The sequence below is a fragment of the Pseudochelatococcus sp. genome, from assembly GCF_050946405.1.
Taxonomy (GTDB): domain Bacteria; phylum Pseudomonadota; class Alphaproteobacteria; order Rhizobiales; family Beijerinckiaceae; genus Pseudochelatococcus.
On the sequence record NZ_JBMNUS010000004.1, the window covers coordinates 175,807 to 200,803 of the forward strand.

At 66.7% G+C, this 24,997-nt stretch carries 16 protein-coding genes; 6 read left to right on the forward strand and 10 right to left on the reverse strand.

Going from position 1 to position 24,997, the window contains the following annotated elements; translation table 11 throughout:
- Nucleotides 1–20: 20 nt before the first annotated feature.
- On the forward strand, nucleotides 21–1,595 hold the full coding sequence (locus tag ACOYJQ_RS08660; protein ID WP_433457688.1) for a TRAP transporter large permease: 1,575 nt from the start codon (nucleotides 21–23) through the stop codon (nucleotides 1,593–1,595).
- A 102-nt stretch (nucleotides 1,596–1,697) separates the two neighbouring features.
- Entirely contained in the window at nucleotides 1,698–2,819 is a 1,122-nt protein-coding gene (locus tag ACOYJQ_RS08665) for a TRAP transporter substrate-binding protein (RefSeq protein ID WP_433457689.1), read from the forward strand.
- Between the two features lie 58 nt (nucleotides 2,820–2,877).
- On the opposite strand, the gene ACOYJQ_RS08670 is transcribed toward ACOYJQ_RS08665, so the two are convergent.
- The 3 genes from ACOYJQ_RS08670 to ACOYJQ_RS08680 are packed head-to-tail and all read right to left on the reverse strand — an operon-like array spanning nucleotide 2,878 to nucleotide 5,747.
- The gene (locus tag ACOYJQ_RS08670) at nucleotides 2,878–3,642 is read right to left on the reverse strand and encodes a sulfite exporter TauE/SafE family protein (RefSeq protein ID WP_433457690.1); all 765 of its coding nucleotides are present in this window, start codon (nucleotides 3,640–3,642) and stop codon (nucleotides 2,878–2,880) included.
- A 45-nt stretch (nucleotides 3,643–3,687) separates the two neighbouring features.
- The gene (locus ACOYJQ_RS08675) at nucleotides 3,688–4,341 is read right to left on the reverse strand and encodes a response regulator (RefSeq protein WP_433457692.1); all 654 of its coding nucleotides are present in this window, start codon (nucleotides 4,339–4,341) and stop codon (nucleotides 3,688–3,690) included.
- Complete coding sequence (locus tag ACOYJQ_RS08680; protein WP_433457694.1) at nucleotides 4,341–5,747, reverse strand: cache domain-containing protein; 1,407 nt, start codon at nucleotides 5,745–5,747, stop codon at nucleotides 4,341–4,343. The genes ACOYJQ_RS08675 and ACOYJQ_RS08680 overlap by 1 nt, the downstream gene beginning before the upstream one ends.
- Before the next feature lie 228 nt (nucleotides 5,748–5,975).
- Here ACOYJQ_RS08680 and nhaA point away from each other — a divergent pair, with 228 nt between their 5' ends.
- Nucleotides 5,976–7,349 (forward strand): Na+/H+ antiporter NhaA, encoded by a 1,374-nt coding sequence (gene nhaA / locus ACOYJQ_RS08685; protein ID WP_433457696.1) that lies wholly within the window; start codon nucleotides 5,976–5,978, stop codon nucleotides 7,347–7,349.
- A gap of 115 nt (nucleotides 7,350–7,464) precedes the next feature.
- Here nhaA and ACOYJQ_RS08690 read toward each other — a convergent pair whose 3' ends face one another.
- The 3 genes from ACOYJQ_RS08690 to ACOYJQ_RS08700 form a co-directional block, all read right to left on the reverse strand.
- A complete protein-coding gene (locus ACOYJQ_RS08690) occupies nucleotides 7,465–9,819 on the reverse strand; it encodes a 3-hydroxyacyl-CoA dehydrogenase/enoyl-CoA hydratase family protein (RefSeq protein WP_433457697.1) in 2,355 nt (784 codons plus the stop codon).
- Nucleotides 9,820–9,864: 45 nt separating this feature from the next.
- Nucleotides 9,865–10,686, reverse strand: coding sequence for an enoyl-CoA hydratase/isomerase family protein (locus ACOYJQ_RS08695; RefSeq protein WP_433457699.1), 822 nt, complete (start codon nucleotides 10,684–10,686; stop codon nucleotides 9,865–9,867).
- A 146-nt stretch (nucleotides 10,687–10,832) separates the two neighbouring features.
- Nucleotides 10,833–11,933, reverse strand: coding sequence for an AraC family transcriptional regulator (locus tag ACOYJQ_RS08700; RefSeq protein ID WP_433457700.1), 1,101 nt, complete (start codon nucleotides 11,931–11,933; stop codon nucleotides 10,833–10,835).
- 422 nt (nucleotides 11,934–12,355) lie between these two features.
- Between ACOYJQ_RS08700 and ACOYJQ_RS08705 the strand changes: the two genes are divergently transcribed.
- The 3 genes from ACOYJQ_RS08705 to ACOYJQ_RS08715 all read left to right on the forward strand — a co-directional run bounded on the left by ACOYJQ_RS08705 (nucleotide 12,356) and on the right by ACOYJQ_RS08715 (nucleotide 16,473).
- Complete coding sequence (locus tag ACOYJQ_RS08705) at nucleotides 12,356–13,537, forward strand: acetyl-CoA C-acyltransferase family protein (protein ID WP_433457702.1); 1,182 nt, start codon at nucleotides 12,356–12,358, stop codon at nucleotides 13,535–13,537.
- A gap of 37 nt (nucleotides 13,538–13,574) precedes the next feature.
- Nucleotides 13,575–14,714 (forward strand): acyl-CoA dehydrogenase family protein, encoded by a 1,140-nt coding sequence (locus tag ACOYJQ_RS08710; protein ID WP_433457704.1) that lies wholly within the window; start codon nucleotides 13,575–13,577, stop codon nucleotides 14,712–14,714.
- A 166-nt stretch (nucleotides 14,715–14,880) separates the two neighbouring features.
- Nucleotides 14,881–16,473: an acyl-CoA synthetase gene (locus ACOYJQ_RS08715; RefSeq protein ID WP_433457706.1), complete on the forward strand. Its 1,593-nt coding sequence runs from the start codon at nucleotides 14,881–14,883 to the stop codon at nucleotides 16,471–16,473.
- Between the two features lie 39 nt (nucleotides 16,474–16,512).
- Here the strand turns inward: ACOYJQ_RS08715 and ACOYJQ_RS08720 are convergent, their stop codons facing one another.
- The 4 genes from ACOYJQ_RS08720 to ACOYJQ_RS08735 form a co-directional block, all read right to left on the reverse strand.
- Nucleotides 16,513–19,632, reverse strand: coding sequence for an efflux RND transporter permease subunit (locus ACOYJQ_RS08720; RefSeq protein WP_433457707.1), 3,120 nt, complete (start codon nucleotides 19,630–19,632; stop codon nucleotides 16,513–16,515).
- 199 nt (nucleotides 19,633–19,831) lie between these two features.
- A complete protein-coding gene (locus ACOYJQ_RS08725) occupies nucleotides 19,832–20,980 on the reverse strand; it encodes an efflux RND transporter periplasmic adaptor subunit (protein WP_433457708.1) in 1,149 nt (382 codons plus the stop codon).
- Between the two features lie 54 nt (nucleotides 20,981–21,034).
- The gene (locus tag ACOYJQ_RS08730; RefSeq protein WP_433457709.1) at nucleotides 21,035–21,643 is read right to left on the reverse strand and encodes a TetR family transcriptional regulator; all 609 of its coding nucleotides are present in this window, start codon (nucleotides 21,641–21,643) and stop codon (nucleotides 21,035–21,037) included.
- 126 nt (nucleotides 21,644–21,769) lie between these two features.
- Nucleotides 21,770–24,949, reverse strand: a complete 3,180-nt coding sequence (locus ACOYJQ_RS08735) for an efflux RND transporter permease subunit (RefSeq protein WP_433457710.1) — start codon at nucleotides 24,947–24,949, stop codon at nucleotides 21,770–21,772.
- Between the last annotated feature and the right edge of the window lie 48 nt (nucleotides 24,950–24,997).

Sequence of the window (24,997 nt, forward strand, 5' to 3'; positions counted from 1 at the left end):
CGGCGCGCCGGAGACCTGTCGTGATCGCAATCATTTCGGAAAATCTCGCGCCGATCATGTTCGCCTCGCTGATCGTCGTGCTGCTGCTGGGCTATCCGGTGGCTTTCGCACTGGCGTTCGTGGGGTTCGCGTTCGGCTTTATCGGCATCGAGCTCGGCCTGCTGCCGATCAACCTGTTCGGGGCGATCCCGGACCGCATTTTCGGGCAGATGTCCAACGAGACGCTGCTCGCCATCCCCTTCTTCACCTTCATGGGGCTCATCCTCGAAAAGAGCGGCATGGCGGAGGACCTGCTCGACACCATCGGCCAACTGTTCGGCCCGGTGCGCGGCGGCCTCGCCTTCGCGGTGATCTTCGTCGGCGCGATCCTCGCCGCCACGACGGGCGTCGTCGCCGCGTCGGTGATCTCCATGGGCCTCATCTCGCTGCCGATCATGCTGCGCTACGGCTATGACCGCAGGGTCGCCGCCGGCACGATCGCGGCCTCGGGCACGCTGGCGCAGATCGTGCCGCCGAGCCTCGTGCTGATCATCCTCGCCGATCAGCTCGGCCGCTCCGTCGGCGACATGTACAAGGGCGCGCTCTTCCCCGCCCTGATCCTGGTGGGCATCTACACCCTCTACATCATCGTCGTGTCCATTCTCAGCCCGCAGAAGCTGCCGGCCCTGCCGAAGGAGGCGCGCACCCTGCACGGCTGGAAGCTGTTGCAGAAGGTGATCACCTCGCTGGTGCCGCCGCTGGTGCTGATCTTCCTCGTGCTGGGGACGATCTTCCTCGGCATCGCCACGCCGACGGAAGGCGGCGCCATGGGCGCGACGGGCGCGCTGATCCTCGCCGCGTTCAACCGCAAGCTCAACGTGTCGCTGCTGCGCCAATCGCTGCACGCCACGGCCAGGCTGTCGGCCTTCGTGATGTTCATCCTGCTCGGCGCGCGCGTGTTCTCGCTGGCGTTCTACGGCGTCAACGGCCACGTCTGGGTCGAGCACCTGATGACGTCGGTGCCCGGCGGGGTGATCGGCTTCCTGATCCTCGCCAACCTGCTGGTCTTCTTCCTCGCCTTCTTCCTTGACTATTTCGAGCTGGCATTCATCATCATCCCGCTGCTGGCGCCCGTGGCCGACAGCCTCGGCGTCGACCTGATCTGGTTCGGCGTGATGCTCGCCATCAACATGCAGACGTCGTTCATGCATCCGCCGTTCGGCTTCTCGCTGTACTTCCTGCGCTCGGTGGCTCCGGTGCGCGCCTACAGGGACAGGGTGACAGGGGCGACCATCCAGCCCGTGACATCGATGCAGATCTACATGGGGGCGATACCGTTCCTCATCATCCAGCTCGCCATGGTCGCGGTCGTGGTGGCCTTCCCGCAGCTCGTCATGCATTACAAGGCGGGCGAGCGGACCTTCGATCCGGCGACCATCCAGCTCAACGTGCCCATGCCCGGCGCGGGCGGCGAGAACCCGTTCGACACGCCGGCGGCCCCCTTCGGCGCGCCGCCGGCCCCGTCATTCGGCGCTCCCCCGGCGCCGGAGAGTTCGGCGCCGGCCTTCCCGCCGCCGCCGGCGTTCGGGGCGAAACCCGCGGACGCCCCCAACTGAACGGCCGCCGGGACGATGAGGGACGCGGCGGCGGCAGCGCCCGCCCCGCCGACATCGCCCCGGCCGGTATCGATCCAGCATGATAACTTCGTGGAGGAAACCATGACCAACGCAATCGATCGCAGAGGCTTCCTGTCGAAAACCGCGCTGACCGGCGCCGGCGCGGCGGCTGCCGCCGCCACCGCCTTTTCGGCGCCGGCCGTCGCCCAGGAGCTGCCGAGCATCCGCTGGCGGCTCACCTCGGGCTTTCCGAACAACCTCGACACCATCTACGGCGGCGCGGTGGTGGCGGCGCAGACCCTCTCGGCCATCACCCAGGGCAAGTTCCAGATCCAGGTGTTCCAGGCCGGCGAAATCGTGCCCGGCCCGCAGGCCATCGACGCCGTGCAGAACAACACGGTCGAGATCGCGCACACCTGCGGCTACTACTTTACCGGCAAGGACCCGACGTTCGCCATCGGCTCGGCCATCCCCTTCGGGCTCAACTCGCGCCTGCAAAACGCCTGGCTCTACCACGGCGGCGGCAACGAGGCGTATGACGAGTTCCTGTCGGCCTACAACATCATCGGCCGGCCGGGCGGCGCGACCGGCGCGCAGATGGGCGGCTGGTTCCGCAAGGAAATCAAGAGCCTTGCCGACCTCAAGGGCGTCAAGATGCGCATCGCGGGCGTCGCCGGCGAGGTGATGTCGCGCCTCGGCGTGGTGCCGCAGCAGTTGCCCGGCGGCGATATCTACCCGGCGCTCGAGCGCGGCACCATCGACGCGGCCGAGTGGGTCGGCCCCTACGACGACGAGAAGCTCGGCTTCTACCAGATCGCGCCGTATTACTACTATCCCGCCTACTGGGAAGGCGGCCTGACCATCCACTTCTACATCAACAAAGGCGAATGGGAAAAGCTGCCGGACTTCTACAAGGCCGCGCTCGAAGCCTCGTTCAAGGCCGCCAACATCAACATGCAGTCGCTCTACGACGTGAAAAACAAGACGGCGATCCGTTCGCTCGTCGGCAAGGGCACGCAATTGCGCCCGCTGCCGCGCGACGTGCTGGACGCCGCCTACAAGACCGCCTTCGAGCTTTACGCCGAATACGGCAGCAAGCATCCCGCCTGGGCGAAGATCTACCCGGCGTGGAAGCAGTTCCGCGACGAAGGCTTCGAGTGGTTCCGCGTCGCCGAATACACCTACGACAGCTACGTGTTCGCCGCGCAGGCCGCGGGCCGCTGACCCCGGATCGGCAGCGGAGAGCGAAGACCGGAGGGCGGCGCAACCGCCCTCCTTTTTTTCAGCCCGGCACCTTCCAGAAGAAATAGCCCGTCATCGTCACGCCGTAGACGATGATGGCGATGCGCAGCGCTTTCGCGGGGATAAGATAGGCGTAGCGCGCGGCCAGATATCCGCCCGCCGTCACGCCGAGCAGCGCGATCGAGCCGTTGTACCAGTCGATCGCGCCGCTCGCCGCGAAGCGGATGACGGCCACGAGCGCGATGAGCGCCGAAATCCACAGCTTCAGCCCGTTCATCGCATGAATGTCCGTCAGGCCCGCGGTGGCGAGGAAGGCGAGCAGCAGGATGCCGAGCCCGGCATTGAAGAACCCGCCATAGGCGCACACCGCCGCCAGAAACACCCACAGCGCCACGGCGCCGGCCGTTCTGGCGCCCGGACGGTTCGACGAGAGCGACTGCATGAACGCCGCCGCCCGGCCGCCGAAGGCAAAGAGCAACACGGCGATCAACATCAGCCACGGCACGATCGCGGCGAACTGCTCGTCGGAAACGACGAGCAGCAGCTCCGCCCCGAGATAGCCGAAGATGACGGAGACGACGGAATAGGCGATGAGCCGCTCGCGATAGCGGATGATCGACTTCCAGAACCCCGCCGCGCCGCTCATATAGCCCGGCATCGCCGCATAGGTGTTGGAGGCGTTGGCGAGCACCGGCGGCACGCCCGCGAACATGAGCGCGGGCAGCAGGATGAACGAACCGCCGCCGGCCAGCGCGTTGACCGCGCCGCTCAAGATGCCCGCAAGCAGCAGAAAGATTTCCGTCATTGGCTAGAATCCGTCCCAGAAAGGCGCCTGAGCGCCTGCGACCGATCAGGCCGGGCGCCCGCGGCCGATCAGTCCGTTGTCGATGGCGTAACGCGTGAGCCCGGCGGTCGTCGCGATGCCGAGCTTCTTCTTGATGTTCTTGCGATGGGTTTCCACCGTTCTTTCCGAAATATCAAGCGCGCGTGCTGCATCGCGGTTGCTTACGCCCTGCGCGATGAGCAGGAGAACGTCCTGCTCGCGGGTGGTCAGCGCGTTCGTCTGCGTCTGCGGCGTCTGGCGTTCGAGCAGTGCTTCCCGCACGCCGGCGGAAAAATAGGTGCCGCCGGCCGCGACCGCATCGATGGCGGCGACGATCTCCTCCGTCGATACATCCTTGAGGATGTAGCCCGAGGCGCCGTACATGACCGAGGTCGAGATATATTCCCGGCTGTCGTGCATCGACAGCATCAGCAGCCGGCATTCCGGCACCCGCTCCTTGAACAGCTCGATGGCGTCGATGCCGTTCATCCGGGGCATGTTGATATCCATCAGGATGACGGCCGGCCGGGTGCGGACGGCGATCTCCAGCCCTTCCGCCGCCAGCGGGGCGGTGCCCACCACCGCGATGTGGTCGTAGGTTTCGAGGATGGAGCGCAGGCCGTCCAGCACCAGCGGATGATTGTCGATGAGCAGCACCGTCGTGGCGGGTGTACCGGGCATCAGGCCGCCTCCGCCAGATTGTGCTGGCCGATCAGCGCGGAGCGCGGCAGCACCGCCGTCAGCCGCGTTCCCTTGGGCGAACTGTCGACCTCGATGTAGCCGCCGAAATGCGCCATCCGCTCCTGCATGTTGCGCAGCCCGAGGCCCGCGGCTTGAGACCCCGCCGCCGGGAAGCCGCGCCCGTTGTCGATGATGTCCATCCGCACGCGCCCGCGCGCCGGGCCGCCGCCGGTTTCCGGCTGCGACGTGCTGGAGAAGCGCACCGTCACCCTGGTGGCATTGGCATGGCGCTCGATGTTGGTCAGCGCCTCCTGCGCTACCCGATAGAGCGCGATCTTCGCCTCGGGCACCAGACGGTTCTTGAAGGCGACCGATTCGAGGGTGGTCTCGACGTTGTTCCGCTCGGAAAAGTTGTGCACCAGCGCCTCCAGCGCCGCCGTCAGGCCGAGGTCGTCGAGCACGCGGGGGCGCAGTTCGTGCGACATGCGGCGCACCTCCTTGATGGCGTCGTTGAGGGCGCCCGCGCCCCGCTCGATGGCGTTGACCGCCTCGACGTTATCATGGTCGACCTTGCGCCGGGCCAGATCGATCGCGTAGCGCACGCCGACGAGATTCTGCGAGATGCCGTCATGCAGCTCGCGCGCGACACGGGAGCGTTCCTCCTCCTGCGTGTCGATGATGCGCTGGGTCAGTTTCTTCAGCTTGCCGTCGGCGAGCCGGCGCTCGTGCAGGTTGATCAGCATGCAGGTGGCGAAGACGACCAGCACCGCCGGCACGGCGATGATCGCCACGATGAAGAACGTGCGCCCGATGCTGCCGCGCAAGTCGGCGTTGGCGGCCGCCGTCTGGGCGAAAACATCGTCGAGATAGACCCCCGTTCCCAGCATCCAGCCCCATTTGTCGAGGCCGACCGCGAAGGAGAGCTTGTCGGCGGTCGCGCTGGCGGAAGGCTTCTCCCATTTGTACTGGAACAGCCCGCCGCCCTCGCGCGCCTTCTCGATCAGGCTGGCGATGACCTTGTTGCCGTCGGGATCGGTCAGGTCGATCCAGTTCCGGCCGGGACGGAAGGTCTGCCGGGGATGGGCGATGCTGGTGCCGCCGTAATCGTAGACGAAGAAGTAGCCGTCTTCGCCATAGTCGAGCGCGGTCAGGATATCGCGGACCTTTTCCTTCGCCGCCTCGTCGTCCGGGCCGGCGCTGACGTAGATGTCGTTGATGGCCGAAAGGGCGAGGTTGGTGAGGTTGAGAAGCTCCGTCTGCTTGGCCGCCAGCATGTTGCGCTCGAACGTGTCGATGCTGGAGCGCACGAGGTTGGTCGACTGCCAGGTGATCAGCGCCGTGATCGCGAGAATGGCGACCACGAGCGGCACGATGGCCAGCGCCAGGATCTGCTGCCTCAGGTTCACCGGTTTCCCCCGAAAAATTCTTGCCGTTGCCGTTCACGTTCCCCGACGTCCGGCGCTCACGATATGGGCTGTGCACCGTCCCGTCCAGACGCGGACGCGCCGGCGCATTTTCGGCGTGGGCGAATCAGTTGCGAGCGGCTAGATTTACGGTCGGGTGTCATGTCGGCAAGGGTCCGGGTGGCAGGTTTGTCGTGTTGGTCGGGCCGCCAGCACAGGAGAACCTGTGCCATGAGCCGTTTCCATACCCACCGTCCGCCGACCCGCGCCCAGATCGTCGCCCGGCGGGCCATGCGCTCCGTCGAGCGCTTCATGCATATCGAGGCGGTGAGCGGCGTGGTCCTGCTCGTAGCCGCGGCCGGCGCGCTGATCTGGGCCAATTCGCCGTGGGCGCACGGCTATCATGATTTCTGGCATGCGCCCGTCACTTTCGGTTTCGGCGATTTCGTCTTTACCAGAAGCCTGCATTTCTGGATCAACGATGCGTTGATGACCGTCTTCTTCCTCGTCGTGGGCATGGAGATCCGGCGGGAAATCCACGACGGCGCGCTGGCGAATCTCAAGCTCGCGGCGCTTCCCGTCATCGCCGCGCTCGGCGGGGTGCTGATGCCGGCCCTCATCTACGCGACGATCAACGGCCGCCCGCCGCTCCTCAACGGCTGGGCGGTGCCGACGGCAACCGACATCGCCTTCGCCGTCGGCGTGCTGGCGATCCTGGGGAAATCCATTCCCGGCAATGTGCGCATCCTGCTGCTGGCGCTGGCCATCATCGATGATGTCGTGGCGGTGCTCATCATCGCGCTGTTCTATTCCGGCGGGCTCGACTTCAGCGGCCTGCTCGTCGCGCTGCTCGGGATCATCGCCGTCATCGGCTTGCAGCGAATCGGGATCGGCAACGCCTTCGCCTATGTCGCGCCGGGCGCGATCGTCTGGATCGGGCTGTTGCAGACGGGCGCGCATCCGACGCTCGCCGGCGTCGTGCTCGGCCTGCTGACGCCGGTGCTTCCCGGACGCGCCGACGAGGCGCCGCTCGATGCGGCGGCGCGGGCGGTGCGCGAATGTCTCGATATCGCCGGGGCGTCAGGCCGCGATGCGGCCGCCATGAGCCGGCCGCTGCGTGAGCTGCGCCTGGCCCAGCGCGAACTGCTGGCGCCGGTGACGCGGATCGGATCGGCGCTGCACCCCTGGGTCGCTTTCGGCATCATGCCGCTGTTCGCGCTGGCGAACGCGGGCGTGACCCTCGACGACATCGATATCGCGCATGCCGGCGCGGGTCATGTGATGTTCGGCGTCATCGCGGCGCTGGTCGTCGGCAAGCCGCTCGGCATCATGCTGGCGAGCTGGGGCGCCGTGCGGCTCGGCATCTGCAACCTGCCGCCGCAGGTCACATGGGCGGGCGTGCTGCTGATGGGCCTGCTCGCGGGCATCGGCTTCACCATGTCGATCTTCATCGCCAATCTCGCCTTCACGGATGCGGGCCTGCTCGGCGCCGCCAAGCTCGGCGTGCTGCTGGCGTCGACGCTCGCCGCGATCATCGGCCTGGCCTACGGCGTGTTCTATATCCGCCGGTCCCGCCTCTCCCGCACCTCGTCCGCAACCGGGTAAGAGATGGCATGCCTCGCCGATGGCCAATGAGTCATTCTCATCGGCCATCGGCATTGTTCAATGCAAGTCCGCTGAAAAGTCTGTTGGCAAGTCCGCTGGCAAGTCCGCTGGCAAGTCAGTTGCGCAGGTGTTTGCCGGTGGCGAGCACATGCCGGATGCGCTCCTGCGTTTCCGGTTTGGCGGCAAGATCGAGCAGTGCTTCCAGCTCGCGCCGCATGGCGGCTTCCTCGGTCTGCGCGCCGCCGGCAGCCGCATCCGCGCCACCCGTCAGCACCCGCGCCAGCGACTCGGCAATGGCGACGTCGGTCTGCGTGAAAACATTCGCGTCCCGCTTGTCGCGGGCGATTTCCACGAGATGCTCGTAGCCGGCCTTGCCCGCCAGTTCGATCGCCGCCTTCTCCGGCGGACGATAGCCTGCCTCGCGCAGTTCGGCCGCCCGGCGCGCAGCGGCGGCGAGCAGCAGATCGCGGTTCATCACGATCCCGTCGCCGGCCCGCAGCAGGCCGAGCGAAAAGGCGTGCCGCGCGGATTGCGACGTTTCCGCCGCCGTCACGATGTCGAAAGCCCGCCGCGCCGCTGACACGGCATCGCCCGCGCGCCCCGCCTGCGCGCGCACGAGCAGTTGCGTCGTGCCGCCCCAGGCAGGGATGATGCCGACCTTGAACTCCGGCAATCCGATGGTGAGTTCCGCATGGGAAACGACGGTGTCCGCATGCAGCGTCAGCTCGCATCCGCCGCCCAGCGCAAAGCCGTGCGCGGCCGCGACCACGGGAAACGGCGCGTATTTCAGTTGCAGGTAGAGCGCCTGCCCGCGCGCGATATAGGCTTCCAGCGCGCGCCAGTCCTGCCGCTCCACCAGCGCGGCGATGAATGCGAGGTCCGCGCCGGCTGAAAAGGCGCGCGGATCGTCGTTGCCGATGACGAGGGCGCTGAAATCCTTGCCCGCGCGCGCCAGCGCTTCCTCGATGAGATCGAACACGCCGGCGGCGAGGCTGTTGAGCTTGGTGTGGATCTCGAAACAGGCGACACCGTCGCCGAGATCGTACAGGGACGCAGCCTCGTTGCCGGCGATCGTCTTGCCCGCCGCCTTCACGGCCGCGAGGCGGATCACGCCGGACGCCGCATCCGCCTGCGCGCGGTAGCCCTGCCCGTCCGACAGCAAGGGCGCGCCGGCGGCGTTGAAGAAGCCTTGCGCCGCATGCGCATGCCGCAGCAGCGGGGGAACCGCGCGCCCTTCCCGCTCCAGACGCGCGACGATGTCGGCGAGGCCCGCCTTCTGCGCCAGCGCGAAGGGGCCGTCGCGCCATGCGTAGCCGAGCGCGATGGCGGTGTCGACGGCGGCGGTGTCGGCGGCGATCTCGGGCGCGCAGGCGCCCGTGTAGGCGACGAGGTGCGACAGCACGCTCCACGCATAGCGGCCGAGCCTGCCGTCGTCCGCCACCAGCGCCGCCACGTCGCGCCCGCCGCCGGGCAGGCTTTCGGGGTCGAACGGCCGCTCGGGCCGGTAGTCGCCGGAGGCGGGATCGAACACCTCGCGCGACCTGTCCGCCGCGAGTCGGTAGAAACCGGCCTTCGCCTTGCGGCCGAACAGCCCCCGCCCGATCAGCGTGCGGATGAGGCCATCGGCCGGCAGGTCAAAGGCATGGGCGCCGTCTTCAGGCGGCAGGGCCTTCAGCAGGCTGCCCCAGACATGGGGCACGAGATCGATGCCGACGAGATCGAGCAGGCCGAACACGCCGGTTTTCGGCGCGCCCAGCGCCACCGCGACAGCATCCGCCTCCTCGGGCGTCACGCCGAGGCGCAGTGCCTCCAGCACGCCGACCGCCATCCAGTAGCAGCCGATACGGTTGGCGATGAAGCCGGGCGTGTCGTTGCAGTCGACCACCGCTTTGCCGAGCACGGTCTCGCAGGCCAGCCGCGCGCGTTCGACGACGGCGGAATCGTTCTCCGCCGTCGACACAAGCTCCACGAGACGCATCACGCGCGGCGGGTTGAAGAAGTGGGTGATGACGAAATCGGCGCGGAAACGCTCGCCCGCCCCCTCGACCAGCGCGGCGCGCGGAATGGTCGAGGTGTTCGAGGACACGATGGAGCCCGGCTTGCGCACGGTATCGATGCGGGCATACAGGGCGCGCTTGGCGTCCGGGTCCTCGATGATGGCCTCGACGATCCAGTCCGCATCCGCAAGGCGCGCGAGATCGTCTTCCGTGTTGCCGGGGCGCACCAGCGCGGCGACGGCGGGGTCCATGAAGCCGCCGGCCCTGAGCTGGCGTTCGATGCCCGTCTGCGCCGGCGCATGGCGGGAGGCGCCCTCCCCGCCCGGAATATCCAGAAGATCGACGGGGATGCCCGCGTTGGCGAATTGCGCGGCGATGCCGCCCCCCATGGAACCCGCGCCGATCACGGCGGCGCGGCGGATACCGGCGCGCTCCACGCCGAACACGGTGGGAAATACGATTTGCGTAGCCATGGAAACCTCTCGTGGTGCCGTCGTCCGCGATGCCCGCGCGGCGCGTCAGCGGCCGTGGAAGACCGGTTTGCGTTTGTCGATGAAGGCGTCGAGCGCCTGCGCGAAGTCCTGCGTGCGCGCGCAGGCGGCGAAGCCCGTGGCCTCGCGCGCGAGCTGGGCGTCATAGCCGTTGTCGAGCGAAGCGCGCAGCAATGCCTTGATGTTCCCTTGCGCGAGGGGCGCGCCCTGCGCCAGACGGGCGGCGAGCTTCGCCGTTTCCTCGTCCAGCGCCTCGCGGGGCACGACGCTGTTGACGAGCCCGAGCGACAGCGCCTCCCCTGCGTCGACGCTCTCCGACAGCAAGGCGATGGCGAGCGCGCGCCGCAGGCCGACGAGGCGCGGCAGCGCCCACGAGCCGCCGCAGTCGGGCGAGGTGCCGATGCGGGCATAGGCGAAATTGAACACCGTATTGTCCGCCGCGATCAGCAGATCGAGATTGAGCGCCAGGCTCATGCCGCCGCCCGCGACAGCGCCCTTGAGGCTGCCGAGCACGATCTTCGGCGTGCGGGCGAGATCGGCCAGCGTGGCGTGGAAGGGCTCGATCAGCGCGAGCGCCGCGCCGGGCTTGTCCTGCGCCGCTTGCAGATAGCCGAGATCGCCGCCCGCGCTGAAGCTGCGCCCGGCGGCGCGCACGACGATGACGCGCACGTCGTCGTCCCGAAGCGCCCGCGTCACCGCCTCGCGGAAGCCCTGCGCCAGCGCGAGGTCGAAAGCATTGAGCTGCGCCGGACGGTTGAAGGTGATCCAGGCCGCGCCGTCGCGCGCCTCGTAGAGTACGGCGATATCGTGTTCATGCGCGCCTTCAGCGCGTGCCTCCCCGGCCGTCATGCATTTCTCCCGATCATGTTTTCATTGCACAGGTTTCGCGCCGGCGCGTCGTCACGCGGGCGCATCACGATTTGCCGCAAGGTAGAACGAAGACGCCGGCCCCGAAAAGGGGATGGCCGAAAATGCCGGTATTTTGGCGAGGAATGTCAGTCGCGCTCCGCTGCGGGGTCGTCGGCCGGCAGCGGCTTCACGCCGCGCCTGCGGTAGCTGCCCGGCGGGCTTCCCGTCCAGTTGCGGAAGGCGCGGTTGAAGGCGGCGGGATCGTCGAAGCCGAGCATGGCGCCGATGCTGGCGATGGACATGCTGGTGTTGAGGATCTGGGCGATCGCCACATCCCGGCGCAACGCATCCTTGACCGCCTGAAAATGCGTGCCCTCCTCCTCCAGCCGGCGCGCCAGCGTGCGGGTGGAGAGATGCAACCCCTGCGCGGCGCATTCGATGGTCGTGGCGAAGCCGAGTTGCGTCTTCAGGATATCGCGCACGCGGTGCGTCATGCGCTTCTCGTTGACGGCGACCTGAATCCAGTCCATCGGCGCGTTGCGCAGAAAGGTCGCCAGCGTCGACTTGCTCTGCCGGATCGGCAGATCCAGATAGCCGAGTTCGAGATAATAGGTCGTGCGCGGATAGTCGAAAAACACCGGCGCGGGATAGATGTTGACGTATTCGGATGCGTATTCGGGCGTGGGAAAGGCGAATTCCGCCCGGCAGAACGGTATCCTGCGCCCCACCAGCCAGGACGCCACCCCTTGCAGCAGCATCAGCATCACCTCGTGGACGAGCACGTGATGCGGGCCGGGCGGCGCAAGCTGGACGATGGTTATCTTGCCCAGATGATCCTCGCGGCCGAGTTCGAAACGCAGATCGTCCAGCATCAGCCGAAAATACTGGCCGAACCGGTAGAGCGCGACGCGCAGATTGTCGGCGTTCAGCAGGTTGAGACAGAGAAACTTGAACGTCCCGCCATAGAGGGGCCGGGAAAAGAAGCCGGGGCATTCGTCGTCGAGCGTGCCGGCAAGAAACCGGTAGAGCTGCCCGAACTGCGCCACGGTGACGCGCGCGCCCTCCTGTCCCAGCAGATCCGGCGGAAGGCCGACCGTCGCCAGCGCGCGCGCCGTATCCACCGGTCCGCGCTGCGACGCACAGGCCAGCATCTCGGTCATGAAGCGGATGGGAATGGTGCGCGTTTCGGCGCCGGGGTCGCGACAGTTCTCGATCATGGCCTTGTCGGCGGCTCGCCCGCCGGACATGTGACGTTTCATATGGCGGGAAATGTATATATTTCGGCAAGCTCTGTCATCTGCGATCTCGACGCCGCTCGCTAATATGCATGTCAAAATAAAGCGGATACGAACTGGCCTGTCGTGAGTGAGACATCACGCGCATCACAGCGAAGCCTGCGTCTGGCAAGCCCTGCATATCCGCCGCACATCAGGACGCCTTCCGGGAAACGAGAAGGCGGCAAGGGAGGTCGCATGAAGTCCCCATACCAAGCTGCATTGCATCAAGGGCCTGTTTCAACGGGCATGCCCGCGCGGCCGCGCGGGTAGGGCGGCACGCGCAAGCGACGCGGGATGCAAGCGAAACAGCATCAAGCGAAACGACATGCAAACGGGGCGGCATGCGTGCCGCGGCCCGCCATCGGCATAACGGAAGCAACTGGAGGAAGGATATGACTCGCGAAATCGTCGTCGTCGGTGCGGCCCGCACCGCCATCGGCACGTTCGGCGGCAGCCTGAAGGACGTCCCGATGACGCGCCTTGCCACCGAGGCGACGCGCGCGGCGCTGGAGCGCTCGAAGGTCGCGCCCGATCAGGTCGGACATGTCGTGTTCGGCAACGTCATCCCGACGGAGCCCAACGACGCCTACCTCGCCCGCGTGGCGGCGCTCGACTCCGGGCTGCCGAAGGAGGTTCCGGCCTTCAACGTCAACCGCCTCTGCGGTTCCGGGCTGCAAGCCATCGTTTCCGCCGCGCAGGCCATCCGGCTCGGCGATACCGACATCGCCATCGGCGGCGGCGCGGAATCGATGAGCCGCGGCCCGTTCTTCGCCCTTGACGCCCGCTGGGGCACGAAAATGGGCGACAGCCGCAGCATCGACTACATGCTCGGCATCCTGCACGACCCATGGCACAAGATCCACATGGGCATCACGGCCGAGAACGTCGCGGAGCGCTTTCACGTCAGCCGGCAGGATCAGGATGCGCTGGCCGCCGAAAGCCACCGGCGCGCGGCCCACGCCATCGAGGCCGGCTATTTCCGCGAGCAGATCGCGCCGGTCGAGATCGCCACGCGCAAGGGCGTCACGGTCTTCGACACCGACGAGCATGTGCGCGCCGACACCACCGCGGAGAGCCTTGCGGGCCTGAAGCCGGTGTTTCGCAAGGACGGCACGGTGACGGCCGGCAATTCCTCCGGCATCAACGACGCGGCGGCGGCCGTGGTGCTGGCGGAAGCCGGCCGCGCCGAACGCGACGGCCTCGTGCCGCTCGCCCGCCTCGTCGGCTATGCGCACGCGGGCGTCGAGCCGGAACTGATGGGCATCGGCCCCATCCCCGCCACCCGCAAGGTGCTGGAGCGGACGGGCATCAAGGTCGACGACCTCGACGTGATCGAATCGAACGAAGCCTTCGCCGCACAGGCTTGCGCGGTGGCGCGGGAACTCGGCTTCGACCCCGCGAAGGTGAATCCCAACGGTTCAGGCATCTCGCTCGGCCATCCGGTGGGCGCGACGGGCGCGATCATCACCACGAAGGCCATCTATGAACTGCAACGCATCAAGGGCCGCTATGCGCTGGTGACGATGTGCATCGGCGGCGGACAGGGCATCGCCGCCATCTTCGAGCGGCTGTGACCGGATTGCGGTTTCGGAAGGCAGGCAAGGAACACCGATGACACGCAAACCGGGCTGGTGGAACGAAGAACTCGCCCTTCTTCAGGAAAGCATCGTCCGCTTCCTGACGGCGGAATACCTGCCGTATCAGGAAGAATGGGAGAAGGCGGGCATCGTGCCGCGCGCCTTCTGGGAAAAAGCCGCGCAGGCCGGCATTCTCGGCGCCTCCCTGCCGGAGGAATACGGCGGCAGCGGCGGAACGATCTTCCACGACGCCGTCATCTTCGACGCGCTGGGCCGGCTGGGCATCACGGGCTTCGGCCTGCATGTCCATCTGATCGCGGCCCATTACGTGCTGGCCTACGGCTCGCCCGAGCAAAAGGCCCGCTGGCTGCCGAAGCTGGCATCGGGCGAATTCGTCGGCGCCATCGCCATGACGGAGCCCGGCACCGGCTCCGATCTGAAGGCGATCAGGGCGCGGGCCGTGACCGGGGGCGACGACTACATCGTCTCCGGTTCGAAGATCTTCATCTCCAACGGCATCAATGCGAATTTCATCGTCACCGTGGTGCGGACGGGCGATGACGGCGCGCGCGGCGTGTCGCTCATCGGCGTGGAGACGGACGGTCTCGCCGGCTTCCGGCGCGGGCGCAACCTGGACAAGATCGGCCAGAAGGCGCAGGACACGGCGGAACTGTTCTACGAGGATTGCCGTATCCCCCGCCGCAACCTCATCGGCCCGCAGGAGGGCGCGGGCTTCGCCCAGTTGATGGCGCAACTGCCGTATGAGCGCCTGATGCTCGCCATCGGCGCCATCGGGACGATCGATTACGCCATCGAGCTGGCGAAGACCTACACGAGCGAGCGCGAGGCCTTCGGCCGCCCCGTGCGCGCCTTTCAGAACACGGCCTTCCGGCTGGCGGAATGCGCGACGGAAGCCGCCATCGGCCGCGTCTTCGTCGAGGATTGCGTGGCCCGTTTCGCCGACGGCGGGCTCGACGCCACCACCGCGGCCATGGCGAAATGGTGGACCACCGAGAAGCAGTGCGCCATCGTGGACACCTGCCTGCAACTCTTCGGCGGCTACGGCTACATGCTGGAATATCCCATCGCCCGCCTCTACGCGGACAGCCGCGTGCAGCGTATTTACGGCGGCACGACCGAAATCATGAAAGAACTGATTTCTCGCAATATCTGAAATCGAGAATCAATGAACACGATTCCGACATGCCATACCCTATTACGGCATGGACATACCGCGATAATATTTGCGGATCATATCCGAATATTCGACCATATCAGCTTGAACAAGGCAATCCCCGCGCCGGATGGCGCGGGATAACCACGACAGGGAGAGGCCAACCATGTGTGCAGCATTGTCGCCCGTGCGGGACATCGGTGATCGCGCACGACGCAACACCATTTCCGACGCATTCCAGCGCGCGGTGGGCCGCTATCCGGAACGGACGGCGCTCATTTTCGGCGACCGGCAATGGAGCTTTTCCGGGCTGGACCGGGCGCTCGACAGGGTGGCGACGCGGCTTCTCGCGGCGGGCCTCGAACCCGGAGACCGCGTGGCGGCCTACGGCCGCAACTCCGACGCCTTCCTCATCCTGTGGCTGGCCTGCACCCGCGCGGGTCTGGTCCATGTGCCGATCAACTACGCGCTGGTCGGGCGGGAACTGCATTACATCGTTCACCAGTCCGGCGCGCGCGCCCTCTTCGTCGATCCCGCCCTGGCCGAAAAGGCCCGTGAGGCCGTCGCCGACATCGTGGGGCTGTCCGTCATCGGCTCGCTTTCCGGCGGCGGCGATTTCGACATCGTGGCCACCGCCCTCGACGAGAGCCTGACGATCGCGTCCGATATCGGCGCCGCCAACGACGACACGGACGTCGTGCAACTCCTTTACACATCGGGCACGACGGCCGCCCCCAAGGGCGCGATGATGACGCATCGCTCGCTGCTGTCCGAATACGAAAGCTGCATCATCGAACTCGGTTTCCGGGCGGCGGACCGCGCGCTCGCGGCGCTGCCGCTGTACCATTCCGCGCAGATGCATGTCTTCACCATGCCGCAACTGCTGGTGGGCGCGACCACCGTGCTCATCGAGACGCCGAAGCCCGAGATCTGCCTGGAGCTTGTCGAGGCACAGCGCATCACCTCGTTCTTCGCGCCGCCGACGGTGTGGATCAGCCTGTTGCGCGCGCCGGACTTCGACAAGCGGGACCTGTCGTCGCTGAAGCAGGTCTTCTACGGCGCATCGATCATGCCGGTGCCGGTGCTGCATGAGCTGCGCGAGCGCCTGCCCGGCGCGCAGACCTTCAACTGCTACGGACAGAGCGAGATCGGCCCGCTCGCGACCGTGCTGCGTCCCGAGGAGCACGACGCGCGCCCCGCCTCCGCCGGACGGCCGATCTACAACGTGCAGACCCGCATCGTCGACACCGACATGAACGACGTGCCGCCCGGCGTGTCCGGCGAGATCGTGCACCGCTCGCCGCAACTGCTCGTCGGCTACTGGGGCAAGCCGGAGGAAACGAAGGAGGCGTTCGAGGGCGGCTGGTTCCACTCGGGCGACGTCGGCATCCGCGACGAGGAAGGTTACATCACGGTCGTCGACCGGGTGAAGGACATCATCAAGACCGGCGGCACCATCGTGGCGAGCCGCGAGGTCGAGGAAGCGCTGTTCACTCACCCGGCGGTACTGGAAGTCGCCGTCGTCGGCCTCCCCGACCCCAAGTGGATCGAGGCGGTGACGGCGCTCGTGGTGCTGCGGCAGGGCTCGCAGGCGACGGAGGAAGATCTCGTCGCCCATGTGCGCCCGCTGCTCGCGCCCTTCAAGCTGCCCAAGCGCGTCATCTTCCTGCCCGAGCTGCCCCGCAACACGGCGGGCAAGATCCTCAAGCGGGATCTGCGCAAGACGTTCCAGGAGATGCTGGAAAACGGTGCTCCGTAAAGTCGCGCCGTCAGGCCCGGCCCCCGCGGGCCGGGCGCATCATCGCGCCGCCACCTCGCTTTGCGTGGCGGCGACGGCCGCCGCCTGCTCGCGCTCCCTGCGCTTGTTGCCGAAGAACAGGGCGTAGCCGGCCGGCAGCACGAGGATCGTCAGGACGGTGGCCACCAGGATGCCGCCCATCATCGCATAGGCCAGCGGCCCCCAGAACACGCCGCGCGATATCGGGATGAGCGCGAGGACGGCGGTCATCGCCGTCAGCACGATGGGGCGAAAGCGCCGCACGGCCGCGCCCACGATGGCCTCGGAGCGCTCCATCCCCGCCGCGATGTCCTGGTCGATCTGGTCGACCAGAATGATCGAATTGCGCATGATGATGCCGAGCAGGGCGATCACGCCGAGAATGGCGACGAAGCCGAACGGCGCGCCGCTGACGAGAAGCGCCGCCGCCGCGCCGATGATGCCGAGCGGCCCGGTGACGAGCACCAGCATGGCCTTGCCGAAATGCTGGAGCTGCACCATGAGCAGCACGATGATGACGGCCATCATCACCGGCGCCTTGGCGGCGATGGACGCCTGGCTTTCGGCGGAATCCTCCGCGCCGCCCTGTATCTCCACCCGGTAGCCGGGCTCCAGCCGGTCGCGCAGATCCTGCATGTCGGCATACATCTTCAGCACGACATCGTTGGGCTGCACGCTGTCCGGCAGGGTGGCGCGCACCGTGATGGTGGGCAGGCGGTCGCGCCGCCATTCGATCCCCTGCTCCAGTTCCGGCACGACCTTGGCCATCTGCGACAGGGGCACGAAGCCGCCGAAATCCGTCGGGATGTAGATCGACTCCACCGCCGAGAGCAGACGCCGGCTGGCATCCGGCTCACGCACGACCACGGCGACGGTCTCCTCGCCATCGCGGAAAGCGCCGAGCGGCACGCCGGACATACCCGCTTGCAGCATCTGGCGGATGCGCTGCGAAGTCACGCCGAGCGCGCGGGCGCGGTCCTGATCCACGACGAGCCGCATCGCGGTCACGGGCTCCAGCCAGTCGTCATGCACGGAGGCCAGTTGCGGATGCGCGAGGAAACGCGCCTTGACCTGATCGGCGATGCGCCGCACCTCGCCGCGGTCTGGCCCGGTGACGCGCATCTGGACCGGCCAGCCGGTCGGCGGGCCGAGGAAGAGGCGGTCGACCTTGCCGCGAATGTCCGGGAAATCCTCGGCGAGGATGCGGCGCAGCCTGGCGATCAGGCGCTCGCGGGCGGGCTCGTCATTCGCCATGACGAGGAGCTGCGCGAAATTCGGGTTGCGAAGCTGCTGGTCGAGCGGCAGGAAGAAGCGCGGGGCGCCCTCGCCGATATAGGTGGCGACGAAGCGCTTGTCGTCGTCGTTCATGATGCGGGCTTCGAGCGCCTTCGCCTGCCTTTCGACCTCGTGAATGCTGGTGCCTTCCGGCAGCCAGAGGTCGACGAGGATTTCCGGCCGCGAGGATTGCGGGAAGAAGTTCTTCGGAATGAACTGGAAGGACCACAGGCTCGCCGCGAAAACGACGAGCGTGAGCGCGAGCACCACGAGGCGGTGGCGCACGGCCCAGCTCACGGCGCCCCGCAGGCGGCGATAGAAGCGCGTGTCGAAAACGTCGTGATGGTTGCCGGCGTGATGGCGCTGCTTCAGGATCATGTAGCCGAGCCACGGCGTGAAATAGACCGCCACGAACCACGACACCACCAGCGCGATGCCGACGACATAGAACAGCGAGCGCACATATTCCCCCGCCGTGGACGCGGCGAAGCCGACCGGGATGAAGCCGGCGGTGGTGATCAGCGTGCCGGTGAGCATCGGAAACGCCGTCGAGGTATAGGCGAAGCTCGCCGCCTCGATCTTGACGAGCCCCTCCTCCAGCTTGCGCTCCATCAGTTCCACGACGATCATCGCATCGTCCACCAGCAGGCCGAGCGCGATGATGAGCGCGCCGAGCGAAATGCGCTGAAGCTCTATCCCCAGTTCGTACATGATGGCGAATGTGGCCGCCAGCGTCAGCGGAATGGCGATGGCGATGACGAGCCCCGCGCGCCAGCCGATGGACAGGAACGACACGACCAGCACGATGGCCAGCGCCTCGCCCAGCGCCTTCATGAACTCGCCGACGGCTTCCGTCACCACCTCGGGCTGATTGGAGATCTGATCGATCCGCGCGCCATAGGGCAACACGGCCTCGAAACGCCTGTAGGTTTCCTCCACCGCCCGGCCGACATCCGTCACCTTGTAGCCTGCCGCCATCACCACGCCGACCTGGACGCTGTCCGCACCGTTGAAGCGGAATTTTCGCGCGAAGGGGTCTTCCAGTCCGAGCGAGACGGTGGCGATATCGCCGAGCCGGGTGACGTGGCCGCCGGTGCGCAGGCGCAGATTGCGTATATCTTCCAGCCGGTTGACGCTGCCCTCGACCGCGATGCGCACCGACCGCGTTTCCGTCTCGACGAAGCCGGCCGAATCCACCGTGTTCTGCCCGGCAAGGGCGTTGCGCAGGTCGTCGAGCGTCAGCCCCCGCTCCGCCATCGCCGTCGAGGAGATGTCGATGAAGATCTTTTCCGGCTGATCGCCGAGAATGACGGCCTTCTCGACGCCGGGCGTCGACAGCAGCATGTCGCGCGCCTGAACGGCGAGCTTCTTCAGCTCGGGAAAGGTGAACCCTTCGCCGCTGAACGAATGCAGCGTGATGAAGGTATCGCCGAACTCGTCGTTGAAATAAGGCCCGATCAGGCCCTCGGGCAGTTCGCCGGCGATATCGTCCACCTTCTTTCGCACCTCGTAGAAGGTGTCGGCGACCTGTTGGGCGTTTGTGTCGCCCTCGATCTGCAAGGTGATGATGGCGCTGCCGGCGCGCGTGTAGGAGCGGATGAAATCCAGATGGGGCGTTTCCTGCAACTTCCGCTCGATGCGGTTCACCACCTGATCTTCCATCTCCTGAATGGAGGCACCGGGCCAGGCGGCCTGCACCACCATGACGCGGAAGGTGAAATCCGGGTCCTCCTTCTGGCCCATGCGAAACAGCCCGAAGGCGCCGGCCAGCAGGATGAAGCCGAACAGGAAGCGCGCCATGCTGGCATGGCCGATGGCCCAGCGCGAGAGATTGAAGGACTGCTTTTCCGGGGTGGAGGTCGTCATCGGCGATGTCCGGTTGCTGCGCAAGGAGGGTCCCGTGCCTGCGGCGACGCAAGCGCGAGCCCGCCCCTACTCGTATCGGGCGGAAGGAAGACGCGCTCTATAGCGTTTTCAAGCAAAGTTGATACCGCTTTGCGTGAAGAAAATGCGTCAAGTCAATGAGATAGAGCATTTCGGCGTTTCAACGAAACACCGAAATGCTCTAGCGCAGAACCACGTCCCTCCGGGCGGCGGCGGACTGATGCGGCGCGGAATCGGGCAGCTTCACTTGCAGGTTCTCGGTCATGAACTGCGTGCCGGCGGTGACGACGACATCGCCCACGGCCAGCCCCTCGGTGATGCGCACGCCATCAGCGGTGAAATCCGCGACCCGGACAGGCCGGGCATGCACCGTCCTCGCCGCCTTGTCGACCGCCCAGACGATGGCGGCGCCGTCCCGCTTCGACAACGCGCTGAGCGGAATGGATATGAGCGGCTCGCGCGCCTCCGCTTCGGTCTTGACGGTAGCCGTCATGCCGAGCAGAATGCGCGGATCGTTCGGCACGCTGACGCGCACGGCGAAGGTGCGCGACTGCGGATCGGCGCTGCCGGCCACCTCGCGCACCCTGCCGTCGAGGCTCAGCATGGCGTCGGACCAGAAACCGACTTTCACGGCCTTGCCCGGCGAGAAATGGGCGATGTCCACCTCGGGAACCGCGATCTGCACTTCCTTCTCGCCGTCGACGGCCACGGTGACGACGGGCGTGCCGGAGCCGACGACCTGGCCGACATCGGCGGCGACGCCCGTCACGATGCCGTTCCCGACCGCCTTGAGTTCCGTGTAGCTCACCTGGTTCTCCGCCTGGGCGAGCGCGGATTGAGCGGAATCGCGCATGGCCACGGCCTGCTGATAGGCGAGATCGGCCTGTTCGAACTGCGATTTGGCGACGACGTTGCGGGCCAGAAGCTGCTCCGCGCGGTTGCGCGTGATGGCGGCGGTCTCGACCTGCCGCCTGGCCGCCTCAAGGCTCGCGGCGGCGCTTTTCAACGACAGTTCGTAGTCCACGGCATCGAGCCGCGCCAGCACTTCCCCCTCCGTGACGCTGTCGCCGATGTCCACCAGCCGCCGGGTGATCTTGCCGCCGACGCGGAAGCCGAGATTCATCTCGGTGCGCGCCTTCAGGGAACCGGAATACTGCAACGTGCGTCCGTGATGCGCGCCCGCGATCTCGACGACCTTGACGGGCCGCACGACATGCGGAGCCTCGGCCTGTTCGTCCGTGCAGCCCGCAAGCAGCAGCAGCGACAGCATGGCCACGGAAAGACCGGCGCGGCCCCGCCCTCCGGGAATGATGGCTTTGACGACGGACATCCGCCTGTACTCCACGTTAAGAAATCCCTTCGGGCGGGGCCGCTGCGACCCCGCCTATGCCTTCAACGCCTTGAGGGCGAATTCGACGATCTGCTCCGGCGCCGCCCGATTTTCCTTGGCGCGGCACTGGGCGACCATTTGCGGATGGCACAGGTTGACGGTCGCCGCGCCGAAACAGCGCGCCGCGATGTCGGCGTCCTGCGGCGCGAACTCACCCGCCGCGATGCCCTGCCGGATGAGATCCGCGATAATCGCGTGCATGCGGTCGATATGCTGTTCGATCACATGCCAGTCGCGCTCGATGGCGACAATGACCATCTCGTGGCACTTCTCTTCGTCGACCATGGTCTCAAGCGTCATCCGGTATTGCGCCATCACATGGCGGCGCAGCCGCTCGCCGGCGCTGAGCGGCAGGCGGGAAATCGTCCGAGCCGCCTCATAAGAAGCCGCCAGCATGCGCCCGCAGACAGCCTGATGGATGTCGACCTTGGAATCGAAGAACCGATAGATGTTGGCCGGCGACATGCCGAGATCACGGGCGATGTCCGCAACATTGGTCTTGCTGTAGCCGTAATGACGAAAAAGGCGCTCCGCGCTGTCGAGTATCCTCGACACATTCTCCTGCCGGGCATTGTCGGCCCCGGTTGCGGGAGTGTCATCCATCACTTCGAGCGCCTCTCTTTACGACTGACGAATTTATAATTTCGTCAGTCGTACATCATCAAGGGCTCCGAGTCAAACGCTCCCATGTCGAAAACGGGTGGGAACGGTGTTCGACGGGCTTGTCCGTCACTCCGCGGCCTGCGGCACGGGCGCCTCGGCGTCGTGCCTCGCCAGCGGCCGCTCGCCCGCCAGCTTGCGCATCAGCACGTAGAAGACCGGCGTCAGGAAGATGCCGAAGGCGGTGACGCCGATCATCCCGGCGAAAACCGCGACGCCCATGGCCTGACGCATCTCGGCCCCCGCCCCGGTCGAGACGACCAGCGGCACCACGCCCATCACGAAGGCGAGCGAGGTCATCAGGATCGGCCGCAGGCGCAGCCGGCTCGCCTCGATCGCGGCCTCGACCGGCGTCCTGCCCTCGAATTCAAGCTCGCGCGCGAACTCGACGATCAGGATGGCGTTCTTGGCCGACAGGCCGACGAGCACGACGAGGCCGATCTGGGTGAAGACGTTGTTGTCTCCGCCCGTGAGCCACACTCCCCCCAGCGCCGCCAGCAGGCCCATCGGGATGATGAGCAGGATCGCGATGGGCAGGGTGAGGCTCTCATACTGCGCCGCCAACACCAGAAAGACGAGCAGGATGGCTACGGGAAAGACGATCGCCGCCGAATTGCCGGCGAGGATCTCCTGATAGGTCAGTTCGGTCCATTCGAAGGCGAAGCCCTTCGGCAAGGTCTCCGCGGCGATGCGCTCCACCGCCGTCTGCGCCTGGCCGGAGGAGAAGCCCGGAGCCGCGCCGGCGTTGATGTCGGCGGAGAGGAAACCGTTGTAGCGCATCGCGCGCTCGGGGCCGGCGTCGGCACGCACGTTCAGCACGGCGCTCAGCGGGATCATCTCTCCCGTGTTCGAGCGCACCTGCAACCGCCCGATATGCTCCGGCTGGGCGCGGAAGGGGGCGTCGGCCTGCACGCGCACGGTGTAGGTGCGGCCGAACCGGTTGAAGTCGTTGACATAGGTCGAGCCGAGATAGGTTTGCAACGTGTCGAACACCTCGCTCACCGGCACGCCGAGCTGGCGGGCCTTGGTGCGGTCGATGTCGGCGTAAAGCTGCGGAACGTTGATCTGGAAACTGGAAAACATGCCCGCGATTTCCGGCGCCTGCGCGGCCTTGGCCATGAAGGCCCTGGTCGCCTCGTCAAGCGCGGCGTAGCCGAGCCCGGCACGATCCTCGATCTGGAGCTTGAAGCCGCCGATGGTGCCGAGCCCCTGCACCGGCGGCGGCGGGAACATGGCTATATAGGCTTCCTTGATGCCGGCGAACTCCTTGTTGAGCTGCATGGCGATGGCGTCGCCGCTCAGGGACGGATCCTTGCGCTCGTCGAAGGGCTTCAGCCCCACGAAGACGACACCGGCGTTCGACGAGTTGGTGAAACCGTTGATCGACAGGCCCGGAAAGGAGATCGCATTCTCGACGCCCGGATGCCTGAGCGCGATCGCGTCCATGCGGCGGATCACATCCTCCGTGCGGTCGAGGGTCGCGGCGTCCGGCAATTGCGCGAAGCCGACGAGATACTGCTTGTCCTGCCCCGGCACGAAGCCGCCCGGCACCGCCCTGAACAGCACGCCCGTCATGACGAGCAGCAGCGCATAGACGCCCAGCATGAGCGCGCGGTGCGAGATCACCCGGCGCACGCCGCCGCCATAGGCCTCCGAGGAGCGCAGGAAGAAGCGGTTGAAGGCGCGGAAGAACCAGCCGAACATCCGGTCCATGCCGCGCGTCAGCGCATCTTTCGGGGCGTCGTGGCCCCTCAAGAGCAGCGCCGCGAGCGCCGGCGAGAGCGTCAGCGAATTGACCGCCGAGATCACCGTCGAAATCGCGATGGTGAGCGCGAACTGGCGGTAGAACTGGCCGGTGAGGCCGGAGATGAAGGCGAGCGGCACGAAGACCGCGACGAGCACCAGCGCGATCGCGATGATCGGGCCGGAAACCTCGCGCATGGCCTTGTAGGTCGCCTGCCGTGGGGCAAGGCCGTTCTCGATGTTACGCTCGACGTTCTCGACCACGACGATCGCATCGTCGACGACGATGCCGATGGCCAGCACGAGCCCGAAGAGGCTGAGCGCGTTGATCGAGAAGCCCAGCAGATACATCACCGCGAAGGTGCCGACGATGGAGACCGGCACGGCGAGCAGCGGGATGATCGACGCCCGCCAGGTTTGCAGGAACACGATGACGACCAGCACGACCAGCGCCACCGCCTCCAGCAGCGTGTGGACGACGGCGTTGATCGAGGCGCGCACGAACTGGGTGGTGTCGTAGACGATGCTGTAGTCGACATCCTCCGGCATGTTCTGCTTGATTTCGGCCATCACCGCGTCGACCTGATCGGCGATCGCGATGGCGTTGGAGCCGGGCGCCTGGAAGATGGGCACCGCAACCGCCGACTGGCCGTTCAGCAGCGAGCGCAATGCGTATTCGGCAGCGCCGAGTTCGATGCGGGCGATGTCCTTCAGGCGCACGACCGCGCCGTCGCCGGCTGTCTTGACGATGATCTCGCCGAACTCCTCCTCCGACTCGAGCCGGCCCTGGGCATTGACGGAGAGCTGGAAATCGAGGCCCGGCGCGTTCGGCGAGGCGCCGATGACGCCGGCGGCGGCCTGCACGTTCTGGGCCCTGATTTCGCGCACGACATCGCCGGGGGAAAGGCCGTGCTCGGCGACCTTCTGCGGATCGAGCCAGACGCGCAGCGAGTAGTCGCCCGAGCCGAAGATCTGGACCTGACCGACGCCGTCGACGCGCGCCAGACGGTCCCTGACGTTGAGCACCGCGTAGTTGCGCAGGTAGGTCATGTCATAGCGGCCGTTCGGCGAGATGATGTGCACCACCATCGTCAGGTCCGGCGAACTCTTGATCGTGGTGATGCCGAGCCGGCGCACCTCCTCGGGCAACCGCGGCTCCGCCTGGGCGACGCGGTTCTGCACGAGCTGCTGGGCCCTGTCGGGATCGGTGCCGAGCCGGAAAGTGACGTTGAGCGTCATCACGCCGTCGGTCGTCGCCTGGCTCGACATGTAGAGCATGCCTTCGACGCCGTTGATCTGCTCCTCGATCGGCGTCGCCACGGTTTCCGCGATCACCCGCGGGCTGGCGCCGGGATATTGCGCCCGCACCACCACGGTCGGCGGCACGACATCGGGGTATTCGGAGATCGGCAGGGCCCTCATCGACAGCAGCCCTGCCAGGAAGATCAGAACGGAAAGGACCGCCGCGAAGATCGGCCGGTCGATGAAGAACTTGGACAGGTTCATGGAGTGCCCCCTTTTCGAGCGACATATCCTTGCAGGCATGTAGCCTCG

What these genes read in the sequence shown, in the direction of transcription:
- ACOYJQ_RS08665 (WP_433457689.1), top strand. Translation starts at nt 1,698, where the DNA reads ATGACCAACGCAATCGATCGCAGAGGCTTCCTGTCGAAAACCGCGCTG.
- ACOYJQ_RS08670 (WP_433457690.1), bottom strand. Translation starts at nt 3,642, where the DNA reads ATGACGGAAATCTTTCTGCTGCTTGCGGGCATCTTGAGCGGCGCGGTC.
- ACOYJQ_RS08675 (WP_433457692.1), bottom strand. Translation starts at nt 4,341, where the DNA reads ATGCCCGGTACACCCGCCACGACGGTGCTGCTCATCGACAATCATCCG.
- nhaA (WP_433457696.1), top strand. Translation starts at nt 5,976, where the DNA reads ATGAGCCGTTTCCATACCCACCGTCCGCCGACCCGCGCCCAGATCGTC.
- ACOYJQ_RS08690 (WP_433457697.1), bottom strand. Translation starts at nt 9,819, where the DNA reads ATGGCTACGCAAATCGTATTTCCCACCGTGTTCGGCGTGGAGCGCGCC.
- ACOYJQ_RS08695 (WP_433457699.1), bottom strand. Translation starts at nt 10,686, where the DNA reads ATGACGGCCGGGGAGGCACGCGCTGAAGGCGCGCATGAACACGATATC.
- ACOYJQ_RS08700 (WP_433457700.1), bottom strand. Translation starts at nt 11,933, where the DNA reads ATGTCCGGCGGGCGAGCCGCCGACAAGGCCATGATCGAGAACTGTCGC.
- ACOYJQ_RS08705 (WP_433457702.1), top strand. Translation starts at nt 12,356, where the DNA reads ATGACTCGCGAAATCGTCGTCGTCGGTGCGGCCCGCACCGCCATCGGC.
- ACOYJQ_RS08710 (WP_433457704.1), top strand. Translation starts at nt 13,575, where the DNA reads ATGACACGCAAACCGGGCTGGTGGAACGAAGAACTCGCCCTTCTTCAG.
- ACOYJQ_RS08715 (WP_433457706.1), top strand. Translation starts at nt 14,881, where the DNA reads ATGTGTGCAGCATTGTCGCCCGTGCGGGACATCGGTGATCGCGCACGA.
- ACOYJQ_RS08720 (WP_433457707.1), bottom strand. Translation starts at nt 19,632, where the DNA reads ATGACGACCTCCACCCCGGAAAAGCAGTCCTTCAATCTCTCGCGCTGG.
- ACOYJQ_RS08725 (WP_433457708.1), bottom strand. Translation starts at nt 20,980, where the DNA reads ATGTCCGTCGTCAAAGCCATCATTCCCGGAGGGCGGGGCCGCGCCGGT.
- ACOYJQ_RS08730 (WP_433457709.1), bottom strand. Translation starts at nt 21,643, where the DNA reads ATGGATGACACTCCCGCAACCGGGGCCGACAATGCCCGGCAGGAGAAT.
- ACOYJQ_RS08735 (WP_433457710.1), bottom strand. Translation starts at nt 24,949, where the DNA reads ATGAACCTGTCCAAGTTCTTCATCGACCGGCCGATCTTCGCGGCGGTC.